The following is a 22,961-nucleotide window of genomic DNA, read 5'->3' as shown; positions in this document are numbered from 1 at the left end:
CCTCACCGGGATAACCGGATGTCCAGATCAAAAAGGGAAAACGGTAAAATGAAAAAGCTCCCCGCTACCACCATCGCGTTGCTGCTGGCGTCAGCCTGCGCACAGGCAAACGTAACGTTCATCAAGAGCGATACCGTGGGCAACGGCCAGGTAAACGAAGCAGGCGTCTATTTTAACGGTCAGGTGAACAATCAGACGGTAACCTGGCTGATATCCGCCCTGGCAGAGATACGGGAAAACTACCGTAACGTGCATAATATAGACGTTTATCTTAACAGCCGTGGCGGCGACATGGATGCCGGATATGTTGCCTATGAAACGCTGCGTAAAAGCCCGATTACACTCAATATGATTAATGCGTCCGTGACGGCTTCATCCGCCACCCTTATTTACTGTGCCTCGCCTGAGCGCTATTCGATGCCAATGGCGCAGTTTATGCTGCATCCGGCGGCGGCACCTGATGAAAAGACGGATTACATCAAGCCGGACCAGGCACGCCGAATTCTGGAGGAAGACGAAAATTACAACGCCATATTTCGGAAAGTCTATGCCTCATGCACATCGCTTTCGCGTGAGGAATTAGAAAAAATAACTGATTCTGAAACCGGCAGGGTGATATATCCGGCTGACGAAGCGGCGAAACACGGGCTGGTGACCAAAGGCGTCAGAGAAAGTCACAGCTATCCGTTGACCTATTATATTACCGACAGTCAGGGCTGACGTAAGGGTCTGTTCAGGGGTAAGGCACCAATAGGTTGGCGTTAGCCAGCTCAGCTATTAGTGAGACAACGCCGCTGAGTTTGGTCGTGATGAATCGTTTGCTTTATTCAGGGACGACTGGATTATTGACGATCATATCTGGATCGATGGGGTTAAACGGGGATTATTCAGACTTCATCCAGGCCGCGTATCGTAAGTTTAGGTCATCGGATTAAGTCTATTTATCCGGTTCTGAGTGAGTTATCACTATTTCTGCCACAGAAGTGGGTAACTAAGATAGCAGCCATGCATAAAATCACGGCGCGAAAGGTTATGCTGATAAAAAACAAGCGGCTAATCTTCATCACAGATAAACTCATACTGACACGTGCTATGTAATAATCATTGATAATTACCTATAGATATTTTTATGTGATGTTATTAATTTTCTTAAGGCCCGATCCTGCCGAATGCGCTGACTTATCTACTTTTTATTCGGATTAAGTATCAGCCGACTTCCACGGCCGTTTTCAAATAAATTATTGCGATCGCGTTCTCAACGTGGACAATGCTTAACTATGTGCTGCGTTTATATCAACGTAATCAATAATTTCATTTAAGTCACGGGACGGGCAATGGACAGGAACACTCAGGGGTTCGCATCATACTGGCGTAATTCCTTAGCAGATGCCGAGTCTGGCAAAGGGGCATTTGAGCGTAAAGATGCGGATAAATTCACCCGCTGGGTGGATATCACCACGGGACGGTTGGATGAGGAGATCGTTCCTGCGTTCTTTGAGGGTGAAGGCGATGCGGTTAAAACGGTCGAAGTGCTTTTACGGCCGAATGTCTGGATCCGCCAGCTTCAGCATGGCAAAGAACGGACGGCAGGGGCACCAGGCATCGTCACACCGCTGGTGACCTCCGCGCGACTGAGTCGTGAAGGTTTCTTGTTTCCTAAGGCGCCCACCACCATTCCCCGTGACCTGCTTGAACCCCTTCCCAAAGGCACATTCTCGATTGGCGAGATGACTCAGTACGATAAATACAAAACGACGCATAACTCAGCCACCTTGAGTGTTGATGACGAACAGGAGCATCGTGAAGAAACGGATGAGCAGCGGGAAGAGCGTCATGCCAGGTATCATCATCAGTGGCAAACATATCTGAAAGAGGCTGACGATCTCTTAAACAACGTCGCCGGACTGTGGTGCACAACCTATGAGCAATACGAACCGGCTGGGTATGGTTATGTTATCAAAGCGAATCAGCCCGGCGGAGCCAGCATCCATATTCTTCCCCTGTACGATCATCTGCTGATGTGTAAAAAAGACGTTCCGTTATTGGCGCGTTTTGCCTCACCGGCGATGCCTTCCTTAAAACCCCTCCTTGCGGCCAATGCAAAGCTCACTGACCGGCTGGGGTATTCCGGGGATGAGTTTCCGCTAGCTGCGGCACAGCGCGACGCCCTGAGCCATTATCTGACCCAGCAGCCGGGTGAAATCCTTGCCGTCAACGGCCCGCCGGGAACCGGCAAAACCACCCTCGTTCTCTCTATTATTGCCACTGAATGGGCAAGAGCTGCCCTTAATAAAACTGAGCCACCGGTGGTGATGGCCACATCAACCAACAATCAGGCTGTGACCAACATTATTGAAGCCTTCGGTAAAGATTTTGCCACCGGCACTGGCGCAATGGCCGGGCGTTGGCTGCCTGAGTTGAAAAGTTATGGCGCTTACTTTCCGTCTTCGGGCCGTAAGGCCGAGGCCGCAAAAAAATACCAGACGGAAGATTTTTTCAATCGCGTTGAGTCTGGCGAGTATGTTGAGGAGGCGCAGACTTTCTATCTTGAAAGGGCTAAAGAAGCATTCCCAGCGGTGGAATGCAGTTCCGTCGAACGCGTCGTGGATCGCCTGCATGAGCGTTTAACTCAGCAGTCCGATCGGCTTAAGCTAATTGAACCCGCCTGGGACAGCCTGAACCGTATTCGTCAGGAGCGAAACGCCATCAGCGAAGATCTCGGGCAGTATATTCAGGACAAAAGCAGGTTACTGCACGACAGCACAGATGAAATCGCGCTGTTAACCCAGGGCAAAAAGCAGTGGCAGCAATATCGCGCCGATGAGTCGATAGTATATGCGTTATTCTCCTGGATCCCCGCCGTTCGCACTAAGCGCCACTACCAGATTAATCTCTTACTCGACGCTACTTTTGGCACAAGAATGGCCGCGTTCCAGGGGACTGTGCCGGAAGGGATCGATGCGTATATCGACGACCTGATTACGCGGTCACAAAAAGAGCAGAGCGACTATCAACAGCAAATCAATCATGCTCAGGACGTTTCCCGACGAGAACGTGAGGCTATCCAGTACTGGGATAGCCTGGCCCGGACGCTGGGATATACAGGCGAAGAGGAACTGAGCCTGGCCGGTGCCGATGAGCTGGCTGATACGCAGATTCGCTTCCCGGCGTTCCTTTTGGCAACGCACTACTGGGAAGGCCGGTGGTTGATGGATATGGCTGCCATTGACAACTTACAGAAAGAAAAGGGCCTAAAAGGGGCGAAAGCGGTTAAGGCCCGCTGGCAGCGGAGAATGAAGCTCACGCCTTGTGTGGTGATGACATGCTATATGCTGCCTCATCATCTGGTCATTAGGGAACATGTTGGTGGGGCGAAGAAATTTGACGATAGTTATTTATATAATTTTGCCGATCTGCTGATCGTCGATGAAGCGGGGCAGGTGCTTCCTGAGGTGGCCGCGGCTTCCTTCGCGCTGGCGAAAAAAGCATTAGTGATTGGCGATACGGAACAGATCGCGCCGATCTGGAACAGTTTGCCCGGTATCGATATAGGCAATATGGTAGAGGAGAACATTCTCCCCGGAGGCACCCAGGAAGAACTGGCGGAAGCCTATGCCCTGGTATGTGATTCAGGTAAAAGTGCGGCGTCCGGCAGCGTCATGAAGGTGGCCCAGTTTACCTCGCTCTATCAGTATGACCCGGATCTGGCTCGTGGGATGTACCTGTACGAGCATCGTCGCTGCTTCGATAACATTATCGGCTACTGTAATGCGCTGTGCTATCACGGTAAATTACTGCCTAAACGGGGTATTGTAAAAGATAAGCCTTTTCCGGCAATGGGCTATCTGCATATCGACGGTAAAGGCATGCAGACAAACGGTGGGAGTCGTTATAACGCCTTTGAGGCCGGAACGATAGCGGCCTGGCTGGTGGCGCAAAAAGAGGAAATAGAGCGCCATTACGGTGAGTCGCTGCACAAAGTGGTGGGGGTCATTACGCCCTTTTCGGCGCAGGTTAACGCCATCAAAGCGGCATTGCGTAAGTTCGACATTAACTGTAGCGGCGGTGACGATTCTTTGACGGTGGGCACGGTGCACTCCCTGCAGGGGGCGGAAAGAGCGATCGTGCTCTTCTCCCCGGTCTATTCCAAACATGAGGACGGCGGTTTTATCGACAGCGACAGCAGCATGCTGAACGTCGCCGTCTCTCGTGCCAAAGATAGCTTCCTGGTCCTCGGTGATATGGATCTGTTTGAGATCCAGCCAGGCTCTTCGCCACGAGGATTGCTGGCAAAATACCTGTTTGCCTCAGACAGCAATGCATTGCAGTTTGAGTTTCTGGAACGCAAAGATTTAAGCACAGCCCAGACGCAGATCTCTACGCTGCACGGGGTGGAGCAGCATGATGCGTTTCTGAACCAGACCTTCGGCACTATCGGAAAGAACATTACCATCGTTTCCCCCTGGTTGAGCTGGCAAAAGCTGGAGCAAACCGGCTTTCTGACGTCGATGATGCAGGCGCGATCGCGTGGTATTGATATCACCGTGGTTACGGACAGAAATTACAATACTGAACACGCTGATTATCAAAAGCACATAGAGAAAAAGCAGCAACTTCACGCCGCACTGGAAAAGCTGAACGAGATGGGTATTGCGACGAAGCTGGTCAAACGCGTTCACAGTAAAATTGTGATTGGGGACGAGGGGCTGCTGTGTGTAGGGTCATTTAACTGGTTTAGCGCCACGCGAGAAGAGAAATATCAACGGTACGATACGTCAATGGTCTATCGTGGCGAAAGCTTAACAGGTGAAATCAAAACGATTTATTCCAGTCTCCAGCAGCGCCAGTTGTAAGCAAGAGAGGGATAAGGTAGTCGTTGTGACGTATTTATCACCACATCAGGCTTTACCGCTCAGGCGCGGGATTTTCTCATCAGGTGGAGGGAATAGCACTGGTTGATGGGCAGCGTTTGGTGCATTTAATGACCGAAAATTAGGTGGGTGTCTCTTCACGCCTGCTACGCATACCCAAACTGGATATGAATTATTTCGACTAAAATTAGCGAGAGGGTTTAGTGGCTGTAAGGACATTAAACCCTCTCGCTCTCTGCCTGTTATGCCGTTTATCTTCAATTATCCAATAGTCCATTAACACAATCCCAGTCCTTAAAAACGCTCTGCAAACTCCCCAGTCCCGCCCCCTGTAAAACATTACCTTGATCGCATAATTCACTTCCCGGGATAATTTTTATACAAAACACCAGGGTTCCTATGTACCATTAACCACAGTATTTATGGGTGTTTTAAGGAGAAAACATGACCCATTCAGGCACCGCAGCTGAGGACCCGGTAAACACGCTTAACCGCTATCTTCTGGATTTCCAGCAGCCCGGTATTTATGCGGATGTTGCATCATTTACCGGTGAAGAAACGCTAAGTCAGCCGTACCGCTATGTGATTCGCTTCACCTCGGCAGACAAGGATATCGTGCCTGACGTGGTGATGATGAAACCTGCGGTACTGACGATGCGCAGGCCCACGGCTGGCTGGTCTCGCCACCAGCCGGAGAAGAGTAAGTGGGAAACGTTGCGTGAAGTTTTTGGCGTGATCACGTCACTTTCCCGGCTCTCGAGCAGTCTGGATGAAACGTTTTACGAAGCCATCCTTGAACACCCGCTCACGCTCCTCCGCCACTCTCGCCGCTACGCTATTTACCAGCAAATGTCGGTCCCTGAGCTGGTTAGCAACCTGCTTAAGTCTCACGGCATGGAAGGCTATGAAATCGATATGGAGGGGCTGTCCTGGTCGTACCCTCTGCGCGAAATGATTGTTCAGTGGGGAGAAACGGACCTGGCCTTTATCCAGCGCCTGCTGTCCGAAGTGGGAATAGGGTTTCGTTTCAAACAGCATGAAACCGTCAGCAGCGTGACGGTTATGGTATTTGGTGACAGTCAGAGTTCTTATGTTTTCGGGCATAAAATTACGGCATTGCCGCTATCGGGTATGGTCGGGGATCGGACGACCATCCGAAAAATGATAAGTCATGCCAGTGTGATCCCCGCCGCTGTACGTACCCGCGATTATAACTACCGAATACAGCGCTTCATGCCGCTGGAGTCGGTGGCGGACATCAGCCGGGAGGCTCCCTTCATCACCGGCTGTGATTACCACTATGCAGACATCCAGCAGGATGAGGGGGATCGCTGGGAAAGCATCAGCGGGGGACAGGCCGAAACAAGCTGGTTTTACGCCCGCATTCGCCACGAGCGCCATCTGTGCGAACGCATCCGGCTGGAAGCCGTAGCGAATGATCCGGCGTTGTTACCCGGTGTGGTGGCCGACATTGATGGTCCGCATCCCGAGGCCTTCTCGCCGGGACTGCTGGTCACCAGCCTGAAAAGCAGTGCATCACGCAGCCACGCTTTCCAGGCTGAGTTGTGTGGGATCCCCTACAGCGAGCTGAGTGCCTTTCGTCCTGAACGGCTTACCCGTCCGGTCATTTCCGGCACCGTACCTGCGCGCGTTTCGGGGTTCAGCGATAATGACCGGCTGGCCCGCCCCGATAAAGACGGGCGTTACCGCGTAAAATTCAGCTTTGACCTTGATGAGTGGGACAAAGGACGGGAAAGCATGCCGGTGCGCCTGGCGCGTATCTACGCCGGTGACCGCTTTGGTATTCATTTCCCCCTGCTGGATAACACAGAGGTGGCCGTGGCCTTTGAAGGGGGAGACCCGGAGCGTCCTTATATTGCCCATGTGCTTCACGATGCGCTTAACCCCGATGTGGTTAATGACAGCAACAGCACCCGCAACGTTATCCGCACCCTGGGGCAAAACAAACTGCGGATGGAGGATGAGAAAAACCACGAGCATATCAAGCTGGCGACCGGTTACGGCAAATCGCAGCTGAATATTGGGCACATGGTGGACGCCAGCCGCAAGCCTCGCGGCGAAGGGGCAGAGCTTCGTACGGACAAACATGCTGCGCTGAGAGCGGCTGAAGGTATTCTGCTGACCACTTCTGCGCAGCCCGGGGCCAGCGGTAAACAGCTCGATATGGCAGAAATTATCCGGCACCTTGAGCAGGCGCTGAGCATGGCCTACACCCTCCAGTCCAGTGCCGGAAGCGCCGGGGCTGATGCGGTGAACACCGATACACAGCAGAATATGAACCAGGCCCTGTCCGGGCTGGAAAAACCCGGCATTGTCGCCTGGGGAGATGCCGGCATTGCGCAGGCCACGCCGGAAAATATCCAGCTCTCTGCCGGACAGGATGTAGTGGTGACGGCGGGTAATAGTGGCAGCGTCAACATTTTCAAAACGCTGTCACTGGCCGCCGGGCAGGGGATATCGGCGTTTGTTCGCCGGGTGGGTATTAAGCTGATTGCGGCAGGCGGCAATATCACCCTACAGGCCCAGCGCGGCAAGCTGGCTGCACTTTCTGACCAGGATATGCACCTGACCAGCGTCAATGGTGAGATGCAGCTCAGTGCCAAAAACGGACTGTTCCTTCACTGTGGTGGCGGGGGGATCCGCATTCATCCCAGTGGCGGCGTGGAAATCTTCTCCCCAACCCGCATCGAACAAAAATCCCCTGCGCTGAATTACCAGAAAGGGGATACGGCGAAGATTGTGTCTCCCGTTTTTCAGCAAAACCCGCTGGCTCGTCAGGCCCGGCTGTTTCGTGAAGGGGACCGCAAACACCCGCTGAGCCATCAGGCTTTCCGGGTAAAGAAACCGGATGGCAGCGTGACGGAAGGGGTAACGGATGACAAGGGTTACTCACCCCTGCTGGATATTGCTGAAACGGAGCAGTTCGTTATTACACTCGTCAGGAGTTCTAAATTATGACCAGGGAAAAAACACCGGACCGGGTTTATAACAACCCCGAGCTAGGGAGTTTTATCGGTCTTCAGCGCGATACCGCAGGCGCGATGATATGTCAGGATTTCGCGGTGAAAAGCCCGCTCCCCTGTATTGTTATCCTGGTGCACGGCGTCAATGATGTCGGTGAGGCCTATGAGAATCAGGAGCAGGGCATTGTGGCCGGGCTGAACACGAGGCTGGCAAGAGACGATATGTTTGTGCATCAGTGGGGAGAGATGGCGGGGCTGACCGATCTGAGCGATGCCCCCAGGAGGATAACGTGCAGCGGCCGTTCGCCCATTATTCCGTTCTTCTGGGGCTACCGTCCCGTTGACCATCAGGCGTATAACGAAGACCAGTGCCGCTACCGGGAGGAAGTCAGAAAACGGGGGCTGGAAACGGTGCTGCCTTACGATGCTTACCAGGAAGATGACCCGGCCCGCCTGCGCAGGCTCAATCCGGAAGGTCGCGGCTACTGCAACGATAATTACGGTAACGTGCTGAACCAGGCGGCGGCGAAAAACGGCGGACCCTTTGCCAACGCCACCACCTGCATTCCGGATATGCTGGGGCCGGGGGCCAGCGGCGGTGCGATCTGGATGGCTGGGATTTACAGCCGTAAACTGAACGGCGGGAATTTCACCCACCCTATTTATGGCAATCCCCACCGTATTTACCAGTTCTTTGCCGCCCAGCGGCTGGCAGATTTGATACTGGAAATCAGACGAAATCCTGAAACAGAACACGACACCATCAATATTGTGGCCCACAGCCAGGGCACCCTTATCACCATGCTGGCGAATATGCTGCTCAAACAGCAAAACCCTCAATATAATCCCGCAGACTGCGCCATCCTCTGCCATTCGCCCTATTCGCTGGAGGACCGCTTTATGGAAAACCAGCTTCCCGGACGGCAGCAGACCAGCAGGGCGCGGCGGGAAACGCTGCGTAATTTTTGCCGGCTGATAGCCACCAACCCGAAATTTGACCCGGCCGGGCGTTACCACCCTGACTTTGTGAAAGCCATGTACAACGACGGTACGCTGGGGCGTAAACACCACTGGCACAGCGACCCGCGCTACAGCCGCAACAATTACGGGCGGGTATACAACTATTTCTGCCCGGACGATGGCACGGTATCGCTGATGAACGTGCAGGGGATCGGCTGGCGGGGTGTGCCTGATGCGCTTGCTGGCGACCTCCCCAATCTTTTACAGCGCGCCTTCTGCCAGCATTACACCGCGGGCGGTGAGCCTGCCGCGCAGCCCTTTGAAAAGCCCGCGTACCGGGCGGGGGATTTTAAATATGATGGCTGGCCGACCAACGCGGCTTATCCCCTGCACAGTGGGGTTACCGTCAATGCGGAAGCGCTGCCGGGGGTGTTTACCTTCACCCTGATGGGCCACGACAACGCGGATGCGATGAAATATAAAACCGGCGTCCGGGGTGAAGACCGCTATACCGACTATTCAGCCCGTGCTTATGAAGGCCTCTGGCAGGTAAGAGAATCCCGCCCGCTGCTGCGAATTCATGGTTACACCCTACAGCCCGGGCATGTGCTGACCGCAACGGAACTGAGCGCCGTCAACCTTCACTATAAAACCCGTTTTACCGAAGGACGCGTGGGGGGATCGCGCCAGCGGCCGGAATATTTTCTGCTGCGCAAAAAGAGCGACGAAGAAATTAATGAGATGGAGAAGCATGGCGATCCGGTGAGGTTCAGCCAGCACTCGTCGATTGTGCAGAGTCCGGACGTGCCGGAGAAGGCGATGGCCTATGACCTGGCGATAGGTAACTGTATGGCGTTTGAGGACCGGGAGTTCTGGCAGCGCCTGATCCGCATGGCTGACTGGCGGCACTGGAATAATCCTGATAAGGCGACCAAAGAGTATTACAAAACAGGCAAGTTGGATGAAAGAAATACGAAACGTTTGATGAACAAACCTGATGCGGTTTTACCCACAGGAGAGTTTGGGGTGGTGAATGAATACTCCCCGGCCGTCAGAGTGGAGGCGGCCCGTCACCCGGAAATACACAACCGGGAAATCCCCCTACCCCAGTGGGATATGCCAGAACCGGCAGGTTATCAGGAGGTCCCGGCAGCGGACGGTGAAAAGGAAGCCTGGAGATGGTAATGCGTAAATCAGGTCGGGTATTTCTGCTGGCGGTTTCACTTTGCATTCTGACGGGTTGTAACGGGGCATTCTCGCTTAAGCAGTCGCTGGCGACTAAACAGAAGCCGGTACATGTGGTGTACCGCTTTGACGACCATCGCTGGCTGGAGCTGAAGGGCTTTAACTGCGAGGGAGAGCTGTGGTTTGTCGATAAAAATCGGGGTATCAGAAGCCAGATCTGGTCACAGTTCTACCGAATATTCACCAAACCCTATATCAATGCCTCTGAGCGTTATATCGCCGTTCCGAATTGGGGTTCTGCTGGCTTCACGGTATCAAAAGATTACGGTAAAACCTGGCGAAATGCTTCGATAAAGGGCCAGGAGGAGGATGGAACAGATACCCCTGATTACAATGATATTATTTCAGCAACTGTTGTTAATGACCAGGGCTTCCTGCTGACAAACCAGGGGCATATCTATATGTCCTCGCTGCCGTTTGACGATCCCCGTCTTGAGCCTGGCGGACCGGGAATTGATTACACCATTACCTTCCGGGGAAGGGAGATTGCACATCATATTAATGCTGTGCGCCCAGGGGCGCGTTCTACCTGGGGACTGAACTATATCGATCCCCGCATCCTGCATCGTTTGGTTGACCAGTATTACACCAACTTCCAGAACCTGCCCGATAAGGTGCCGGAAGTGAAAAACTACCGGGGCTGGACGAAGATGCAGTGCGATTTAAACGCCGGGCTGTAGTTGCCTGACGGTTGGTATGAATTATTCATTACAGGGAGTTGAATCATTATGGTGAGAATTTTATCCACCCCGGCGACGGCAGGCAAAGTATATGCTAATGCGTAAATCAGGCCGGGTATGGCTGCTGGCGATTTCACTTTCACTTTCACTTTCACTTCTAACGGGCTGTACCGGCACATTTTCTTTGAAGAAGCCGCAGAAGCCGGTACAGGTGGTGTACCGCTTTGACGACCACCGCTGGCTGGAGCTGAAGGGCTTTAACTGCGAGGGAGAGTTGTGGTTTGTAGACCAGAAACGTGGAATTCGCAGTCAGGCGATGTCTCAATTTTACCGGATATTCACAAAGCCTTATATCAACGCCTCAGAACGCTATATTGCTGTTCCCGGATGGAGTATTAGTGCTGGCGTGCTGGTTTCAAAAGACTATGGACGAACATGGAATCGTGCCCCTGTAAATTTTAAAGGAGAAGAAGATGATGGTTCAGACTCTCCTGCCTATGACAATATCAAATCACTGACAGTCGTTAACGACCAGGGCTTCCTGCTGATAAACCAGGGGCATATCTATATGTCATCGCTGCCGTTTGACGATCCCCGTCTTGAGCCAGGCGGACCGGGAATTGATTACACCATTACCTTCCGGGGAAGAGAGATTGCACATCATATTAATGCTGTGCGTCCAGGGGCACGTTCTACCTGGGGACTGAACTATATCGATCCCCGCATCCTGCATCGTTTGGTTGATCAGTATTACACCAACTTCCAGAACCTGCCCGATAAGGTGCCGGAAGTGAAAAACTACCGGGGCTGGACGAAGATGCAGTGCGATTTAAACGCCGGGCTGTAGTTGCCCAATATCTGGTACGAATTATTCATTACAGGGAGTAGAGTCATGATGGTGAGAATTTTATCCACCCCGGCGACGGCAGGCAAAGTATATGGTATTGCGTAAATCAGGCCGGATATGGCTGCTGGCGATTTCACTTTCACTTTCACTTTCACTTCTAACGGGCTGTACCGGCACATTTTCTTTGAAGAAGCCGCAGAAGCCGGTACAGGTGGTGTACCGCTTTGACGACCACCGCTGGCTGGAGCTGAAGGGTTTTAACTGCCAGGGTGAGCTGTGGTTTGTCGATAAAAATCGGGGTATCAGAAGCCAGATCTGGTCACAATTTTACCGGATATTTACCAAACCCTATATCAATGCCTCTGAGCGTTATATCGCCGTTCCAGGCTGGGATATGACCGGAGCTATGAGTGTATCCAGGGATTATGGTCAAACCTGGCAAACCTCAAGAGCTTATGGAGATGAAGATGATGGTTCAAATAAGCCTGTCTATAACAAAATAAAATCACTGACAGTCGTTAACGACCAGGGCTTCCTGCTGACAAACCAGGGGCATATCTATATGTCCTCCCTGCCGTTTGACGACCCCCGCCTTGAGCCTGGCGGACCAGGAATTGATTACACCATTACCTTCCGGGGAAGGGAGATTGCACATCATATTAATGCCGGTGATCCTGGTATTGGCGGGAACTCTTCAACCTGGGGGCTGAATTATGTCGATCCCCGGATATTGCACAAATTGACCTGGCAATATTACACCAACTTCCAAAACCTGCCCGATAAGGTGCCGGAAGTGAAAAACTATCGGGGCTGGACGCAGATGCAGTGCGATTTAAACGCCGGGCTGTAGTTGCCTGACGGCTGGTATGAATTATTCATTACAGGGAGTTGAGTCTTTATGATGAAAGGCGTTATCCGTTTTGGCGATGGCCTGACAAAGGGAGGCACTGTCACGGGTGCCAGTGGCGAAGTATTTGATGGTAAAACAGTGATGTTGCTGGGAGACAGTGCTTTCTGCGCGGTTCATGGTAAAACGCTAGCTGCAGAAGGGCACCCCTTCTGGATGATGAACGGGCGTAATGTGGTGGTGGATCAATGCCATGCGCAATGTGGCTGTGCATTTATTTCATCGTTGCCCGAGGCAGGAGCCAGCTAGATGAAGTATTTCTGGAAAATCCCCCCTGACTATAAGGGGTTGCCTGAGCCACGTATCTCGCGTGTTATCGTCATCGTCTGCTGTACCCTGGCGGCAGTTTTCGCTCTGACGATCGGAGTGGTCACGCTGGATGCGGAAACGCGGGTGATGGAGATTATGATCTGGCGATTACTGGTTTTACCGGTACTTCTTGTCCTGATGGTGTTAACGACCGCAGCCATTGGCTACCTTATTACCCGCGGCTGGTATGCTATAGCAAATGAACACTACAGGCTAAATCGGCAGCAATGGCAGCAACATGCTGCCGTTTGCATCAGACTTGCTGAACACCACTCACTTTTCCCGGTAGACAACGCGGCGCTGAAGATGATCGGGCTGGAGGGCGAAATGCCATCGGCGAAGGATATCCCCCGTAAACTGAGTATCGGGGAAGACGAGGAACAGGGATTAAGCCGCACTCAACAGACAATAAAGACGCTCATGGATCGGCTGGATATCAGCATGATCGATGACCGCTATGACAGGCCGGAGGTCTGGTTATATATACGTAATGCCAGTGACAGTATCAGCGAGGAGGTGGTAACGCTACTGCAACAGTCCCGCCCGGCGTTTAGTCATTCAGACATCCAAATTCTCAGCGAGTTGCCGGAAAGAGCGCTGCTGGAGAAGTGGACCCTGGAACCTTTTAGCGGATTTCGTCTGTTGATTGTGGCTGAACTTCATGCCGATAACGACGATGATTTTTGTGAATATGCGACAGCCTTGTTATTTTCTCGCCGTAGATCCATACCTGATACCAGAATGCCCGTCTGGTGTTTCCGCAGCCTCAACAGTGAGCAACATAGGGTTGGAAAATACCTGAACGTTCTGTTCGCCGCTGAACAGATAAATCCCGCGGATCTGCGTCATATCTGGACCGGAAATCTGCAGGGAGAAAGCCTGAACCTGTTATCAGATGCTTTTACTGAGGTTGATACAGGTGTAAAAAGCCAACCCTGGCACAGTATGCGTCTGGCTGAAACCTGGACGCCGGGTTATCAGTGGCTGATGCTGGAATGGGGGGCCCGTGCAATACGCAACGGGCAGCGGGCACAACTTCTAGCTACACACCAGGTCAAAAACCAGCAGGTTAATCTGGCGTTGATAAGCGGTGAAACAAGGTCCCACACCGTTGATGACTGGGATCAGGATGGGGGTATTTTCGCAAACTTTAAATATATGTTGTATGTGCTATTGATGATGGGAGCTGAGGGGCTGGTTCTGTTTATTTCCCTTCGAAATGGAGGGTGGGCAGATGCCCGGGTCTCTGGCTGGTGGTTTATAGGCGGGCTGGCATTTATCATAATATTTGTGATGCTTATTATATTTTTGGGCTTATATGTCGGACGCTGCCACCAGCGCCTCATTGAGCAGTACTACGAGTATAAATAGCAGGAAGCTGATGGCGTTAACACCTTACGTAGCAGTCAAATTCAGTGTCTCACTACCCCCAATTACAGACCAGATATCGGTTAATCAGAGCGGTACTGACTGGACGCTGATGCTTTATGCTACCCTCATGACCTGAACCATTACGGAGAGATGGCATGAAAAACCTCTACAAAACAGCCCTGGTTGCGATGACCCTACTCAGCGCCCCGGCGATGGCGGATAAAACCGGCGTGAGCTTCGAGCATAAAGACTGGGAGCTTGCCTGCGACAATACGCTAACCTGCCGCGCAGCAGGCTATGCGAAAGAAGAGGGCGAGGGGGGATCGGTGTTACTGAGCCGCGACGCGGGGCCTGATATCGCGCCAACGGGTGAGGTGATACTGGCCGATACCGATGCGGATAAAGCGGCACCCGTGACGAAGCTAACCCTGTGGATCAATGGCCGGGCAGTCGGCGACCTGGCTGCGGTTAAAGATGAAGCGTGGCAGCTGTCGGCGTCCCAAACCCAGGCCGTTATCCGGGCCGTTAAGGGCAGTGCAAAAGTCGAGTTTAGGGGCGGTGCTGCGCCTTTTATCCTCTCTGGCGAAGGGGCTTCAGCCGTCATGCTGAAAATGGATGAGGTGCAGGGGCGCATCGGTACGCCGGGTGCGCTGACCAAAAAGGGTGATAAGCCCGAAAGCAGCGTGTTACCCGCCGTTCCGGCACCGGTTATTCAGGCTGCGAGCGTCAGTAAAAGCCCCACTCGCCCACTCACGGCAGCGGAAACCGCCCTCTTTAAACCTAAAATGCGGGTTACGCTAAAGGGCAATGATTATTGCGACCGTCAGCAGCCCTCAGATGAGCGCAAGGACGATGCGGAGGACGACAGGCTTTCGATGACGCCGCTGGATGACAGTCACGTTTTGGTATCCGCGCTCTGCTGGCGGGCCGCCTATAACGAAGGTTATGGCTACTGGGTGACGGATACAAAACTGTCTGAACCCCCCGTGCTGGTGACTGACTCCGGCTCCGAATACGATAAAGGGGTGATTACCATGGCTCAGAAAGGCCGGGGTATCGGTGACTGCTGGAGTTCGGCAAGCTGGGTATGGGATGGAAAAGCATTCCGTCAAAGCCATATCGCCACCACCGGAATGTGCCGCTATATTCGCGGCGGAGGAACATGGGATTTACCTACTCTGGTGACGGAAGTGAAAGCGGCGCGGTAAGCCCCCCTTTTCCCGGCCACTAGCCAGTGCATGTTGATCTGGCTACTGACCGGGAAAATAGCGCTATAGCCTACTAATGAATATCACTTCCATCAGCTGGCAACGTATCTGCGGCGACATCGATACCGGCTTTACAGTCCTCGAAAAAGTTATCGCTGTTGATTTTGCGCCACACGCCCCATTCTCCATCAGAACCCGGTATCACACCCTGGGTTTGCCAGCCGTTTTCCCATGTATCACCTTCATAGGTCACTTTCTGGCAGGGAGCAGCATAATCAACAGATGCAGACCATGCGGGGATTTTTACCGGTTCCCCCTCAGAAATCGTCACCACTGCACCAGTTTTATCTACTGATTTAACGGTGATCAGCTTGCCTGAATAAGTGTCATATAAAGTCTTGCCCGGCATTAGCGGCGCGTCTTCGCGACCTATGCTGCCTGGGGTGGTATTAATAATCACGTTATAGCTTTTCAACAGTTGGGGGTTAATTTCTCTGACAATAACGCCGTTAACGAACGGCGAATCGACAGGCCAGTTGCTGTCAAAGCCCCCTGGCTGACGATATTCCAGCGTCAGATAAGGGAAGTTATGATTATTACGCGCGATACGTAAGCCCTGTTTACCCCCTTTATCATCAAGCAGGGGAGCAATTTTATAGGTACCGTCGCCCACAATCGGGAATTGTTCGTCAGTTAACCAGCCTGCTTCATACATATAATTAACCGGGTACATCCGGCTGCCACCGCCACCCATCGTGTCCGAGATATCATTACTTCCACCGTCTCTGCCACCGATCTTACAGTTGTCATCAATTTTAACGCCGGATTCAGTTGCAGGGCATTCAACCAGAATATTTGAGTGCTCAAACCCAAGCGTATGTCCAAATTCATGCACCCACATCCAGGGCTTAAAACCGCTGGCGTTAGAGGTTATATTTGCACTCGGCGCATTAAGTGAAGTGGGGAAGGTTGCAACAGCACCATAGGAACACTTGCTGTTTTCTGTATTTTCTACATACACCAGGTCGTAATTAGACGCGTCGACCCCCTCGGCTTTAGCAAGCTGAATGGCTTTGTTTCGGTATCCATTAGTATTACATCCTCCTCCAGGCGCGCCGATATCAAGGTTATCAAGCGTTTTACCCTCTTTAATGGTCAGGGCACCACGAGAGGCCACTCTGACATAGTCGCTTAACGAACTATAGGGGCCATTTCCGCCGAAAAGTGCTTTTCTGATTGCATCGGTTGAGCCTTCCGCTGCACCCGAAAAATGGGTGTTTAATAACAGCACACTCATGGAGCCTTTCATACTTGTGCGGGCTGGTGTAAAGTTTTTTAACGTCCATAACCCACTGGTGTCAGATTCTTTATTTAAGACGAGTTTATTGTTGTCATCGACGGAAAGTTCGCCGTTACGCGTATAATCTTTTTGCACCTTACTGATTATCGAATAATTAAAGGCCGTGCGGAGATCTAAGGACCAGTATGTCTGCGAGTTATATTTACCGCTATTACAGGCCCGTATATCAATGCTTTTTCCATCAGTTGAAGAGAAAAGGCAGCTTGTCGCCGGAAGCGTACTGTTTTTGATTGTATAATATGCACCAGTAACGTACTTAATCAGCCACTTCTGTGACTCCGCACTGCTACACTGGTTAAAGACAATATTTTTCCTGTCACTCGCAAGATCCATACATTTTTCTGGACCCGCTGATGTATTGGAAATGGTGATGCCGGCCTCTTCAGCGAAAGTATTGTCACTCATCAAACTGATAAGAAGGGCAGGTGCCAGTAAAAGCATTTTTTTTGATATTTTATGCATTTTTATATCTCCCAGAGAAGGTGAGTATCCAGTTCGGATAATAACTGCTCGTGCTCGCCCGTTTATTTTCAGGGGGTAGAATAGGTCGGGTTAATCCCCCCCAGTAGGTTATTTTCTCGGGTACGAAAGTTGTCGCTGTCGGGTAGGTGGGTACGGTTAAATGTAGCGTGATTTTTTGTGGGTGCCTGCGTTATATTTATTGTTTATCCTGCTTATTCTAATTATAGAAGTAAGGACTATTACTGATTTCGCCGCCGTTACAATGGTGGATTATTGAGGTTAGATAAGGCGACATCGGCTATCTCCCGCAGCAGGGATACCTTCTGCCTGAAAACGGTGGCATTATCGGTACGAGTAACAGACGTTTTATTCTCAACTTCTCACAACCAGCCAGCACGGGACGGAGCAGATAATCATGAGTCAGTTATTCAGTCTGGAAAATAAACGCATTTTGGTCACCGGCGCAGCCCAGGGAATTGGCTTTATTATGGCGCGAGGCCTGGCCGCTCACGGCGCAGAGATCATTATCAACGGCACCTCGGCGGAGCGGGCGGAGAAAGCGGTTATACACCTGCGCGAGGAGGGATACCGTGCGCACTCAGCGGTATTTAATGTCTCAGAGGCACCCGCGGTGGAGAAGGCCATACAGATGATCGAAAAGGATATCGGCCCGATAGACGTCCTGTTTAATAATGCGGGGATCCAGCGGCGGCATCCCTTTACTGAATTCCCGCTGGAGGAGTGGAATCAGATCATCGCCACCAATCAGACCGGTGTATTTGTGGTTTCACAGACCGTTGCTAAACGGATGATTGAACGCAGGGCCGGGAAGATTATCAATATCTGCTCAATGCAGAGCGAGCTGGGGCGCGACACCATCACCCCCTACGCGGCGGCTAAGGGCGCGGTCAAAATGCTGACGCGCGGCATGTGTACCGAGCTTGCCCGCTACAATATTCAGGTCAACGGTATTGCACCCGGCTACTTCGATACCCCGATGACCAAAGCGCTGGTGGAGAATACGGAATTTAGTGACTGGCTGTGCAAACGCACCCCGGCGGCGCGCTGGGGTGATCCGGAGGAGCTGGTTGGGGCCGCAGTGTTTCTCGCCTCAAATGCCTCGAACTTCGTCAACGGCCACCTGCTGTTTGTTGATGGCGGCATGCTGGCTGCGGTGTAGCTTATCCAGCGCGGCTATCGCAATACGGGCCAGATAGTCCGCTGTCGGGTAGAGTGCGCGATCGTCCACGCGAAACTGTGGATGATGCAGTGCAAAGGGGCCACCCGAGCCAATCATCAAAAAGGCACCCGGCAGCCGTTGCAGGTAGAAAGCAAAATCTTCGCCTATCGGGCTGGCGGGCACCTCGCGGGGTTCAAACCCGGCTGCGGGGGCCAGCTCAAGTGCAAAATCGACCCACTCGCGATCGTTCACCACCGATGGCGGGCCGGGCTGCCAGTCCAGTACGATGCTGGCATCAAAGGTGGCGGCGACGCCGTCCAGAACCTGGCGCAGACGCCGCTCAATCAGCGTACGTGCCGTGGCGCTAAAGGTGCGAACCGTGCCCTCCAGCCAGGCGCCATCCGGGATCACATTCCAGGTACTGCCGCTGTGCACCTGCGTAATCGACAGCACGGCGGTCTCTTCCGGGGGCAGGTTGCGGCTGATCAGCGTTTGCAGCGTGCTAATCAGCTGACCGGCAATTACGATCGGATCGTTGCCATCATGCGGTCGCGCGGCGTGGCTGCCTTTGGCGCTGATGGTAATGGCAAAGCGATCGACGGCGGCGGTGAGCGGACCTTCCCTGCTGCCCGCCACGCCAACCGGTAGCGTCGGGTCGTTATGAATACCGAAAATCACCCCAGCCTTATCCAGCGCGCCGGTAGCCAGCAGCGCCGATGCACCGTGACCCGTCTCTTCGGCGGCCTGGAACAGGATCCGCACCCGGCCAGGGAGCGAGGACTCCTTTTTCTTCAGCAAAATAGCCGCTCCCAGCGCCGCCGTAGCGTGAAAATCATGTCCGCAGGCGTGCATCACGCCTTTATTCAGTGAACGCCAGGGCACATCGGCCTGCTCCTCAATCGGTAATGCGTCAATATCGGCGCGCAGCACCACCAGCGGGCCATCCACATTGCCCACTTCTGCCACCAGGCCCGTTTCCAGCGGCAGATCCAGAACGCGGATCTGCCGCTCCGTCAGCGCCGCGCGCAGGCGGGCCGTGGTTTCAAACTCCTGGCGAGACAGCTCCGGGTGACGGTGAAGCTCCTGGCGCAGGGCCTGGAGTGAATCGGCGAGCGGCTGATGCTGTGGGGATATTTTCATAGCGATCTCTTCTGGCTGAACGGTCGGGATCATCATGCCGCCGGGGCAGAGAGCAGGGCAAGGCATAAATGCCCTTAGTTTTTATTCATATAAGTTCCTGCTAATTAACACAAAAAGAGGGCGTGTTCTTCTATGGCCGATTACCCGCTCTTACCGGTGCCGCGTCGTTTTGTTTCGTGAGACGTCTCACCGAATCCGCGCTGTCAGCTTTACAGCCAGACGGCGGGTCAACATAGTGTCATCCCGGTGCTGGCTGGTAACCTTTCTGGAGCGACATATGCACGATGCGTCAAGACCCTCCCACAGCGTCAGTTTATCTGCGCTTCTGGCTCGTAAGGACTGGGAAAGCCCGGGTGTTACCCAGCTTCATCGCCTGCCCGCGCACCCGCCTTTTGCCAGCTGGCGAGAGGCCGCGGCCGCCCGCGATGAAGATGAAAGCCCCAGTCTGTGCAGGCTCAGCGGTGACTGGACGTTCAGCTATTTTCACAGCCCTTATCAGGTGCCGGACGCCTGGATCGCGGGCGATCTTGCGGACGCTGCGACGATCCCGGTACCCGCTAACTGGCAGCTGCACGGCTATGATGCGCCGATCTACACCAATATAAACTACCCCATTGCGGGATCCCCGCCAGCGGTGCCGGACGAGAATCCAACCGGCTGTTACTCGCTCAGCTTCCAGGTCTCCGCCAGCTGGCTGGAGAAAGGCAGCACGCGCGTTATCTTTGAGGGTGTTAGCTCGGCTTTTCATCTGTGGTGCAACGGCGTCTGGGTAGGCTATTCACAGGACAGCCGGCTACCGGCCGAATTCGATCTCAGCAGGCTGCTGAAAGCCGGAGAGAATCGGCTGGCGGTGATGGTGCTGCGCTGGAGCGACGGCACCTGGCTGGAGGATCAGGATATGTGGCGAATGAGCGGCATATTTCGCGACGTCTGGCTGCTGCATAAACCGGTGACCTGGCTGGCTGATTTTCATCTGCAAACCGATCTTAACGCTGACTTCTCTGCCGCCAGTCTGGTGGCGAATATCCAGCTTGCCGGGGAGGAGGTGGCGGCAAGCCGCATTACCCTTCAGCTGTGGTGGCAGCAGGTACTGGTGGGAGAGTGCAGCGTCCGACCCGGCAGCGCCGTGATAGATGAGCGCGGTCACTACGCCGAGCGGGCCGAACTCAAGCTGCCTGTCGCGCAGCCGCGCTTATGGAGTGCCGAAATGCCGCACCTCTATCGGGCGGTGATCCTGCTGACCGATGCTGAGGGTAATCTGCTGGAGGCAGAGGCCTGCGACGTCGGCTTTCGCCAGGTGCGCATTGAACAGGGCCTGTTAACGCTTAACGGCCAGCCGCTGTTGATTCGCGGCACTAACCGTCACGAGCATCATCCTGAACGCGGCCAGGTGATGGATCCTGAGACCATGATCCAGGATATCCGCCTGATGAAGCAGAATAATTTTAACGCGGTACGCTGCTCGCACTACCCTAACCACCCGCTCTGGTATCGCCTGTGCGATCGCTACGGACTGTACGTGGTGGATGAGGCGAATATTGAAACCCACGGCATGCAGCCGATGAGCCGTTTGTCGGATGATGTGGCCTGGTTTCCGGCCATGAGCGAGCGGATCACGCGAATGGTGCAGCGCGATCGCAACCACCCCTGCATCATTATCTGGTCGCTCGGCAACGAGTCCGGGCACGGTGCCACGCAGGACGCGCTCTACCGCTGGGTCAAAGCAGCGGACCCCACCCGTCCGGTACAGTATGAAGGAGGCGGGGCCAATACCGCCGCCACGGATATTCTTTGCCCCATGTACGCCAGGGTTGATGAGGATCAGCCTTTTCCCCAGGTACCGAAGTGGTCGATTAAGAAATGGCTCAGCCTGCCGGGAGAAACCCGGCCGCTGATCCTCTGCGAATACGCACATGCGATGGGAAACAGCCTCGGCGGTTTTCATACCTACTGGCAGGCATTTCGTCAGTATCCGCGCTTGCAGGGCGGCTTTGTCTGGGACTGGGTCGATCAGTCCCTGCTAAAACGGGAGGCTGACGGCCAGCAATGGTTTGCCTACGGCGGGGACTTTGGTGATAAGCCGAACGATCGCCAGTTCTGCATGAACGGTCTGCTGTTTGCCGATCGCACACCGCATCCCTCGCTGTATGAAGCAAAGCGCGCGCAGCAGTTTTATCAGTTCAGACTCATTGCCCACGCGCCGCTGGTGATTGAGATCGAAAGCGAATATCTGTTTCGCCACAGTGATAATGAACGGCTGCGCTGGCAGGTTTGCGCTGAGGGTGTGGTGCTTGAGCAGGGGGAGCAGGCGCTGGCACTTCCGCCACGGGGAAAATGTCAGCTAACGCTGAACCTGGAGACGCTTCGCCCCCCTGTGCCACCTGGCGGGCAGGGAAAGGGGCAGGGGCAGGTCTGGCTTAACGTTGAGGTGCTACAGCCCCGGGCGACGCCCTGGTCAGAGGCTGGGCACAGCGTAGCGCGTGAGCAGTGGCGGCTGCCCGTGGCCCACTCTGTCGCTCCTCTGCCGGATAGCCGGGGCGTGGAAGGGCCGGTGCTGTCGCTCACCGATGCGCGCATTGTGGTGACTTATCAGGATCAGCGCTGGGAGTTCGACCGCCTGCGTGGTGAGCTTACCCAGTGGTGGAAAGCGGATCGCCCGGCCTTTATTACCCCGCTGCGCGATAACTTTATCCGGGCCGCGATCGATAATGATATCGGCATCAGCGAGGTCGATCGTATCGATCCCGGGGCGTGGTCCGAACGCTGGAAGGCCGCCGGATACTGGGAGATGCAGGCGGAGCTGCTGAGCTGTAGCGCCGACAGGCTTCAGGACGAGGTGATTGTCCGCACCGAACACGTATGGAAACACCGGGAAAACACGCTGTTTGTCAGCCGCAAATGCTGGCGCATCGACCGCCTCGGCGAGCTGCATATCGCCGTGGATGTAGAGGTGACCTTCGGCGTGCCTTATCCACCCCGCATTGGCCTAAGCTGCCAGCTTGCGCGGCATGGAGAGCAGGAAAAGCAGGTGGAGTGGCTGGGCAGAGGCCCGCATGAGAACTACCCCGATCGCCAGCTCGCTGCCGACTGGGGCCGCTGGCGGCAGCCGCTGGATAACATGCATACGCCATATGTTCGCCCCTGTGAAAACGGCCTGCGCTGCGACACCCGGATGCTGCGCTTCGGGGCGCATCGGCTGAGCGGCCATTTCCACTTCAATATTGGCCGCTACAGCCCCCGGCAGCTGGATATCACCACGCACCGGCACCTGCTCACACCCGAGGAGGGGTGCTGGCTGAATATTGATGGTTTTCATATGGGCGTCGGCGGGGATGACTCCTGGAGCCCCAGCGTAGCCCCGGCGTTTCTGCTTAAGGAGAGCGGCTATCGCTATCAGTTCAGCTGGCGACGGGACGATGCCGCACCTGTTTAAGTGC

General features: G+C 53.9%; 14 protein-coding genes and 2 pseudogenes. 14 read left to right on the top strand and 2 right to left on the bottom strand.

The window, feature by feature from the left end; genetic code table 11:
- Window positions 1-18 precede the first annotated feature (18 nt).
- The 12 genes and pseudogenes from AAGR22_RS19085 (at window position 19) to AAGR22_RS19030 (ending at window position 15,382) form a co-directional block, all read left to right on the top strand.
- Window positions 19-720, top strand: a complete 702-nt coding sequence (locus AAGR22_RS19085; RefSeq protein ID WP_345829061.1) for an ATP-dependent Clp protease proteolytic subunit — start codon at window positions 19-21, stop codon at window positions 718-720.
- A 73-nt stretch (window positions 721-793) separates the two neighbouring features.
- Window positions 794-913 (top strand): annotated as a pseudogene (locus tag AAGR22_RS19080) (DUF2778 domain-containing protein); the annotation flags it as partial.
- A 421-nt stretch (window positions 914-1,334) separates the two neighbouring features.
- Window positions 1,335-4,853: an AAA domain-containing protein gene (locus AAGR22_RS19075; protein WP_345829060.1), complete on the top strand. Its 3,519-nt coding sequence runs from the start codon at window positions 1,335-1,337 to the stop codon at window positions 4,851-4,853.
- 30 nt (window positions 4,854-4,883) lie between these two features.
- Window positions 4,884-4,996, top strand: a pseudogene (locus AAGR22_RS19070) (restriction endonuclease); the annotation flags it as partial.
- 319 nt (window positions 4,997-5,315) lie between these two features.
- Entirely contained in the window at window positions 5,316-7,850 is a 2,535-nt protein-coding gene (gene vgrG / locus AAGR22_RS19065; RefSeq protein ID WP_345829058.1) for a type VI secretion system tip protein VgrG, read from the top strand.
- Window positions 7,847-10,000 (top strand): DUF3274 domain-containing protein, encoded by a 2,154-nt coding sequence (locus AAGR22_RS19060; protein WP_345829056.1) that lies wholly within the window; start codon window positions 7,847-7,849, stop codon window positions 9,998-10,000. Before vgrG ends, AAGR22_RS19060 begins: the two co-directional genes overlap by 4 nt.
- A complete protein-coding gene (locus AAGR22_RS19055; RefSeq protein ID WP_345829054.1) occupies window positions 10,000-10,740 on the top strand; it encodes a hypothetical protein in 741 nt (246 codons plus the stop codon). The genes AAGR22_RS19060 and AAGR22_RS19055 overlap by 1 nt, the downstream gene beginning before the upstream one ends.
- 91 nt (window positions 10,741-10,831) lie before the next feature.
- Complete coding sequence (locus tag AAGR22_RS19050) at window positions 10,832-11,587, top strand: hypothetical protein (protein WP_345829052.1); 756 nt, start codon at window positions 10,832-10,834, stop codon at window positions 11,585-11,587.
- Between the two features lie 91 nt (window positions 11,588-11,678).
- Complete coding sequence (locus AAGR22_RS19045; RefSeq protein WP_345829050.1) at window positions 11,679-12,437, top strand: hypothetical protein; 759 nt, start codon at window positions 11,679-11,681, stop codon at window positions 12,435-12,437.
- A 48-nt stretch (window positions 12,438-12,485) separates the two neighbouring features.
- Window positions 12,486-12,743, top strand: coding sequence for a PAAR domain-containing protein (locus AAGR22_RS19040; RefSeq protein WP_345829048.1), 258 nt, complete (start codon window positions 12,486-12,488; stop codon window positions 12,741-12,743).
- Window positions 12,744-14,174, top strand: coding sequence for a hypothetical protein (locus AAGR22_RS19035; RefSeq protein WP_345829046.1), 1,431 nt, complete (start codon window positions 12,744-12,746; stop codon window positions 14,172-14,174).
- Between the two features lie 155 nt (window positions 14,175-14,329).
- Window positions 14,330-15,382, top strand: a complete 1,053-nt coding sequence (locus AAGR22_RS19030) for a DUF1176 domain-containing protein (RefSeq protein ID WP_345829044.1) — start codon at window positions 14,330-14,332, stop codon at window positions 15,380-15,382.
- Between the two features lie 73 nt (window positions 15,383-15,455).
- Here the strand turns inward: AAGR22_RS19030 and AAGR22_RS19025 are convergent, their stop codons facing one another.
- Window positions 15,456-17,204: a hypothetical protein gene (locus AAGR22_RS19025; protein ID WP_345829042.1), complete on the bottom strand. Its 1,749-nt coding sequence runs from the start codon at window positions 17,202-17,204 to the stop codon at window positions 15,456-15,458.
- Between the two features lie 415 nt (window positions 17,205-17,619).
- Here AAGR22_RS19025 and idnO point away from each other — a divergent pair, with 415 nt between their 5' ends.
- On the top strand, window positions 17,620-18,384 hold the full coding sequence (gene idnO / locus AAGR22_RS19020) for a gluconate 5-dehydrogenase (protein WP_345829040.1): 765 nt from the start codon (window positions 17,620-17,622) through the stop codon (window positions 18,382-18,384).
- Here the strand turns inward: idnO and AAGR22_RS19015 are convergent.
- Complete coding sequence (locus tag AAGR22_RS19015) at window positions 18,316-19,524, bottom strand: amidohydrolase (protein WP_067706330.1); 1,209 nt, start codon at window positions 19,522-19,524, stop codon at window positions 18,316-18,318. The genes idnO and AAGR22_RS19015 overlap by 69 nt on opposite strands.
- Before the next feature lie 277 nt (window positions 19,525-19,801).
- On the opposite strand from AAGR22_RS19015, the gene AAGR22_RS19010 reads away from it, so the two are divergent.
- Entirely contained in the window at window positions 19,802-22,957 is a 3,156-nt protein-coding gene (locus tag AAGR22_RS19010) for a beta-galactosidase (protein WP_345829037.1), read from the top strand.
- The last annotated feature ends 4 nt before the right edge of the window (window positions 22,958-22,961 follow it).

This window comes from Erwinia sp. HDF1-3R (assembly GCF_039621855.1).
Taxonomy (GTDB): Bacteria; Pseudomonadota; Gammaproteobacteria; order Enterobacterales; family Enterobacteriaceae; genus Erwinia.
Note: the sequence above shows the minus strand (reverse complement) of the source record. Positions and strands in the feature narration are given on the sequence as shown.